At 64.1% G+C, this 5,211-nt stretch carries 5 protein-coding genes and 2 pseudogenes; 3 read left to right on the top strand and 4 right to left on the bottom strand.

The features are described 5' to 3' along the window. Positions 1 to 92 (top strand): annotated as a pseudogene (locus tag KGM94_RS23155) (IS200/IS605 family transposase); the annotation flags it as partial. A 159-nt stretch (positions 93 to 251) separates the two neighbouring features. On the opposite strand, the gene KGM94_RS23150 reads toward KGM94_RS23155, so the two are convergent. From KGM94_RS23150 to KGM94_RS23140, 3 genes are all read right to left on the bottom strand, one after another. Then, positions 252 to 524 carry a hypothetical protein gene (locus KGM94_RS23150; RefSeq protein WP_300264477.1) on the bottom strand — a complete coding sequence of 91 codons (273 nt, stop codon included), beginning with the start codon at positions 522 to 524 and terminating at the stop codon, positions 252 to 254. Positions 525 to 556: 32 nt separating this feature from the next. After that, the gene (locus tag KGM94_RS23145) at positions 557 to 1,933 is read right to left on the bottom strand and encodes a polysaccharide biosynthesis C-terminal domain-containing protein (protein ID WP_300264475.1); all 1,377 of its coding nucleotides are present in this window, start codon (positions 1,931 to 1,933) and stop codon (positions 557 to 559) included. Between the two features lie 98 nt (positions 1,934 to 2,031). Further along, positions 2,032 to 2,871: a protein-disulfide reductase DsbD domain-containing protein gene (locus tag KGM94_RS23140; RefSeq protein ID WP_300264473.1), complete on the bottom strand. Its 840-nt coding sequence runs from the start codon at positions 2,869 to 2,871 to the stop codon at positions 2,032 to 2,034. A gap of 195 nt (positions 2,872 to 3,066) precedes the next feature. On the opposite strand from KGM94_RS23140, the gene KGM94_RS23135 reads away from it, so the two are divergent. Continuing rightward, positions 3,067 to 3,711, top strand: coding sequence for a YqgE/AlgH family protein (locus tag KGM94_RS23135; RefSeq protein WP_300264471.1), 645 nt, complete (start codon positions 3,067 to 3,069; stop codon positions 3,709 to 3,711). A 151-nt stretch (positions 3,712 to 3,862) separates the two neighbouring features. Here KGM94_RS23135 and KGM94_RS23130 read toward each other — a convergent pair. Beyond that, positions 3,863 to 4,606, bottom strand: a pseudogene (locus tag KGM94_RS23130) (TauD/TfdA family dioxygenase); the annotation flags it as partial. 126 nt (positions 4,607 to 4,732) lie between these two features. Here KGM94_RS23130 and tnpA point away from each other — a divergent pair. Further along, a complete protein-coding gene (tnpA, locus tag KGM94_RS23125; protein WP_253624511.1) occupies positions 4,733 to 5,164 on the top strand; it encodes an IS200/IS605 family transposase in 432 nt (143 codons plus the stop codon). Positions 5,165 to 5,211: the final 47 nt, after the last annotated feature.

Genomic DNA, 5,211 nt, shown 5'->3' with positions numbered 1-5,211 from the left:
CCGTCGGTCGAGACGAAGCGGTGATCAGGGAATACATCCGCAAGCAGGAGGCCGAGGATACCCGGCTCGACCAAATGAACATGTGGCGCTAAGGCCGCCTTTAGGCGGCCAATAAAATGGGGGACGCGTCAGCGTCCCTTACAGCTGCTTTGAGCAGCCCAATTCCTAAAGCCCCCGGCTTTGCCGGGGGATACTTACCTAGTTTGCGATGTCGGCAAGATCGGCGAGCGCTCGTCGGGAATAGACGAGCTTCATCCGCGGCGGAATTTCGCGAACGCGGCTGCGACATCAGCATCGGTCGCGACTTCACCGAGATCGACAGAGGCGATGGCGGCGTCGATGATCCGCAGCTCCTCCGCGGTCGCCGGATATTCGCCGCCGCGAAGCTCGCTCTCGATCTCGGCAGCAATCGCAGTCAGCTCCTGCTGGGCCTCTTCGGGCCAAGTCTGAGCTCGCTCCAGGAGGGTTCGCAGATCCGTTGGTGCCATGGCCTGCACTATATCAGGCGTCTGGCTGGTTTCCAATCGTCCGCTACGGACATCGTCCGCGAGGGCGTCTAACGTCCGAACGCCAGCACGTGCAGCCCGAGCCGGCGCCGCACGATCCAGAACAGCAGCACCGTCTCGAAGGTCAGCGAGATCGAGGTCGCGGCGGCCGCGCCGTGACCGCCCAAGCGCGGCACCAGCACGACGCAGAGCACGACGTTCATGGCAAAAGCCAGCGCATAGGCGAGCGCGCAGACCTTCTGGTGGCCGAGCATGTTGAGAAGCCGCTCCACCGGACCGATCGCCGCGCGCACCACGAGCCCGATGGCGGCGATGAACATGATGTCGTAGCCGACCATGAATTGCGGGCCGAACAGCCACAGCAGAGGCTTGCCGAAGGCGAGCAGCATGGCGGTCGCGGCAAGCGACGGCCAGAACGTCCAGTTGATGGCGTCCGCGACATAGGCCGACAGGCGCGCCTTGTCGCCGAGCGCGTTGTATTCGGCAAAGCGATGCGCCGTCGTCGCCGACATCGCGTAGTGGATGAAGGAGACCAGCGCGAGCGTCTTGACCACCGCGAAATAGACGCCGACCTCGTCGGATGGGCGGAACTGCTGCAGCACCAGCACGTCGGTATAGGACAACAGCAGATAGAAGCTCTCGACCAGGAGGATCGGCAGCGAGACCGCCAGCCAGCCGCGGACGTCATAGGCCCTCGGTCCCGGCTCGATGTGGCCGGATAGCTTGCGGTTCAGCACCAGCATCTGGCCGGTCATCGCGATCCACACGGCAGCCGCGCTCGCAACCATCGCCGCGGTAGCGCCGAGGTGGAAGCCGAGCACGAAGGCGGATGCCGTGATGCCGATGATCAGCGCCTGGCGGATGATGAACTGCGGCATCAGGCCGAGCTGCATCCAGTCGTGCGAGCGGGCGATGCCGTCCTGCGTGTTGGCGACGACGAAGGCCGGCAGCGTCATGCAGCCGACATAGAGCGGCAGCCGTTCGGCCGGATCGATCCAGGGCGATAGCAGCTTCACGATGCCGGCGAGAGCGAGCGAGACCAGCGCGGACACGGCGAAGGTCAGCCAGCGGCTGCCGGAGAGAAAGCCGCGCAGCAGCGCCTGCTCGCCATTGGTGCGGTATTCCGGAATGATCTTCTGCGCCGAGGCCGAGATGCCGAAATCCATCATGCTGCCGAGCAGCAGCACCCAGGTCCAGACATAGACATAGACGCCATAGTCGGAGGTGCCCATCCAGCGCGCGAGCAGGATCTGCGACAGATAGGCAAGCGCTGCGCTGATCACGCGGATGATGAAGACGGTGCCGGCGAGCCGTCGCGTCAGTGACGCCTCGCTGGTTCCGCCCACGAGACCGGCCAGCTTCGCACGCAGCCGCGCGGCGAGGCCGGTTGGCTCGGCGTTTGCGGGTTGAGCGTCCATCACGGCCACGTCGAATGTTCCCCTGCGCGCCATCCATGCGCAACTTTCGACGTAGCAACCATTCGTTAAGATTTTGTTGGATGAGGCCTTCGCCAGGGCGCCGATGGTCAGTCCAGATTGGTATTGAACTCGTATGAGCGTTCCGGCCCCACCAGCGTGAATTTCAGCGCGGCGCCGTCCGGCTTGGCGCCGGGCGGCAACCCGTCGAGTTCGAAGGCGAAGCGCTTCACGCCGGGCGGCCCGTGCGGCACGGGAGCGGGAATCGGCAACGCCCAGTCGGGCGTCGGCCCCTCCACGAATAGATTGACCTCCCGCGCGTCGGGCGCGATCACGTCGACCGTGACCTTGGTTGGCCCGTCGCGCTTGACGTCGCGGATCGTCAACGGATTGGGGTCGCCGATATTGGCGGGTTTCGGCACGGTGTCGAGCGCGGCGAACAGCGCGCCGTCTTCGGTCGAGGCGACGCTGTTGAAGCCGAGTTCCGCGCTGGCCTCGACCGGGACGCAGAGCTTTTCGCAGACCGCGTAGCTGATCTCGGCGCGCAGGATCACCGGCTTGTCGGCGCTCTTGGCGACGATGCGCAGCGGCAGCACGATCTGGTCGTGATAGCCGATCGAATGGCCGCCTGCGCCGTCGTCGAATTTCAGCGGCGCCGGCCACAGTACCGTCACGGCCTCGATGTTTTCGGACTTCGAGAAGTCGAACCGCGGCGGAACGCCGGAATCGCCGGGCGTGCGCCAGTAGGTCTTCCAGCCGCGTTCGAGCTGGAAGGCGAGACCGCCGAGCAGGACCGGACCGCTGCGCGAGCCCGCGAGCAGGCGCACGGCGGAATGGCTGTCGCGCTGCCACGGCGAGGCGTCATCGGCGCGAGCCTCGATCGACAGCGCGCAAGCGAGGAGGGTGGCGGCAACGCCGAACGCGGCGCGCCTGGGAACCGTGGTGAGCATGCAGCGTCTTTACAGGGTCGGTCGAACGCAAACCATTGAATTGCTTGTGATGGATGCATCGGAATCCGGCGCGGGCAAGTCTTGATTTGCAAGCCTCGTTTGCAAGTCTTGATTTGCAAGCCTCGTTTGCAAGCCTTGATTTGACAGCCGCCGACCCCGACATCAGGATGGGAATCGAAACCGGAGTGCTTCATCATGGCTCCCGAAGGCAAACGGACTGGCGACAGCACCCAGCCGGCCGGCGGCCCCGTGCAGAATTCGGCCGGCTATCTCGACGGCAGGCTGCTGATCGCGATGCCCGTGATGGGCGATCCGCGGTTCGAGCGCTCGGTGATCTATCTGTGCGCGCATTCGGCGGAAGGTGCGATGGGCATCATCGTCAACCATCCGGCCGGCAGCATCGACTTCCCCGAACTGCTGATGCAACTCGGTATCATCAAGAAGGGCGAGCAGATCAAGCTGCCCGAGAACGCCGAGAGCATGAAGGTGCTGCGCGGTGGGCCGGTTGATACCGGCCGCGGCTTCGTGCTGCATTCCAGCGATTTCTTCATCGAAAACGCCACCCTCAAGATCGACGACGGCGTCTGCCTCACCGCGACCGTGGACATCCTGAAGGCGATCGCCAACGGCAAGGGTCCCAGGCACGCCATCCTCGCGCTCGGCTATGCCGGCTGGGCGCCGGGTCAGCTCGAGACCGAGATCCAGGGTAACGGCTGGCTGCATTGCGACGCGGACGCGGACCTCATCTTCGGTGACGACGTCGATGAGAAATACGCCCGCGCGCTCCACAAGATCGGCATCGATCCCGGCATGCTGTCGAACGAGGCCGGGCACGCCTGAGCGCTCTCCGTGTCGCCCCCGCGAAGGCGGGGGCCCATAACCACAGGCCATCGTTGTTCTGACAAGCCGTAACTCCGAGTCTCCGTAACCACATCTGCCTGTGGTTATGGATCCCGGGCTCGCGCTTCGCGCGCCCCGGGACGACAGCAGCCTACTCCGCCGCCAGCTGCTGCACCGTCGGTTCGGTGCCGGCGACGGTGGCGCGGCGCATGTCGCGGGGCTGCGACTGGTCGTAGCGGCGGACGCGGTGCACGGTCTGGCGGTTGTCCCACATCACGAGGTCGTGCAGTTTCCATTTGTGGACGTAGACGAACTCCGGTTGCGTCGCGTGCTCGGTGAGGTCGCGCAGCAAGAGCCGTCCCTCGGGCACGCTCATGCCGACGATCTTGCCGGCATGGGAGGAGAGGTACAGCGACTTGCGCCGATGCACCGGGTGCATGCGCACCAGCCGCTGCAGCACCGGCCTGAACATCGCCTTCTCCTCGTCGGTGTAGTCGGTGAAGCCGAGCGAGCCGCGCGAATACATCAGCGAGTGCTCGCAGACGAGATTCTCGATCTCCGCCTTGGTTTCGTCGTCGAGCGCGTCATAGGCCGCGCGCATGTCGGCGAACTCGGTGTTGCCGCCCTTCGAGTTCACCACGCGCGCCGACAGCAGCGAGAATTTTGCCGGGATCGCGCGGAACGAGCTGTCGGAATGCCACAGGCAGTTGCCGAGATTGAACAGATGGGTGCGATCGTCCTTCGCCAGCGGCTTGCCGTCCTTGCCGAGATTCGAGACGTCGTTCAGTCCGGAGGCGAGGCGGTAGTCCTCCTTTCTGGTGACGGTGCCGCCGTGCCTGTTTTCCCTCTGGCCGAAATTGAGCGCAAAGGCGAGCTGCTGCTCGTCGGTGATGTCCTAGCCTAACAAGGGAGGCCCCCCGGCTCTGCCGGGGAGGCAGCAGAAGTTTGACATTTCAGGCGGTCGTCCATCGACGAAACTCGCGACTCGTGAGCCACCACGCACACGAGAAGGAGTTTCGCGATGGACGATTACGAGAGCCTAAGCCACAGCAAATGGGAGTGCAAATATCACGTGGTCTTCATTCCCAAGTGCCGCAGGAAGACGCTGTACGGGGAGTTGAGGCAGCATCTCGGGGAGGTGTTCCGCAGATTGGCGATGCAGAAGGAGTGCAGGGTCGAAGAGGGGCATTTGATGCCGGATCATGTTCATATGATGATTTCGATCCCACCCAAGTATGCGGTGTCGCAAGTGATCGGGTACATCAAAGGCAAGAGCGCTATCCACCTGGCGCGTGTCTATGGCGAGAGGAAGCGCAACTTCGTAGGGCAGCACTTCTGGGCTCGGGGATACTTCGTCTCGACCGTCGGTCGAGACGAAGCGGTGATCAGGGAATACATCCGCAAGCAGGAGGCCGAGGATACCCGGCTCGACCAAATGAACATGTGGCGCTAAGGCCGCCTTTAGGCGGCCAATAAAATGGGGGACGCGTCAGCGTCCCT

The organism is Bradyrhizobium sp. (genome assembly GCF_028868675.1).
Classification (GTDB): domain Bacteria; phylum Pseudomonadota; class Alphaproteobacteria; order Rhizobiales; family Xanthobacteraceae; genus Bradyrhizobium.
Note: the sequence above shows the minus strand (reverse complement) of the source record. Positions and strands in the feature narration are given on the sequence as shown.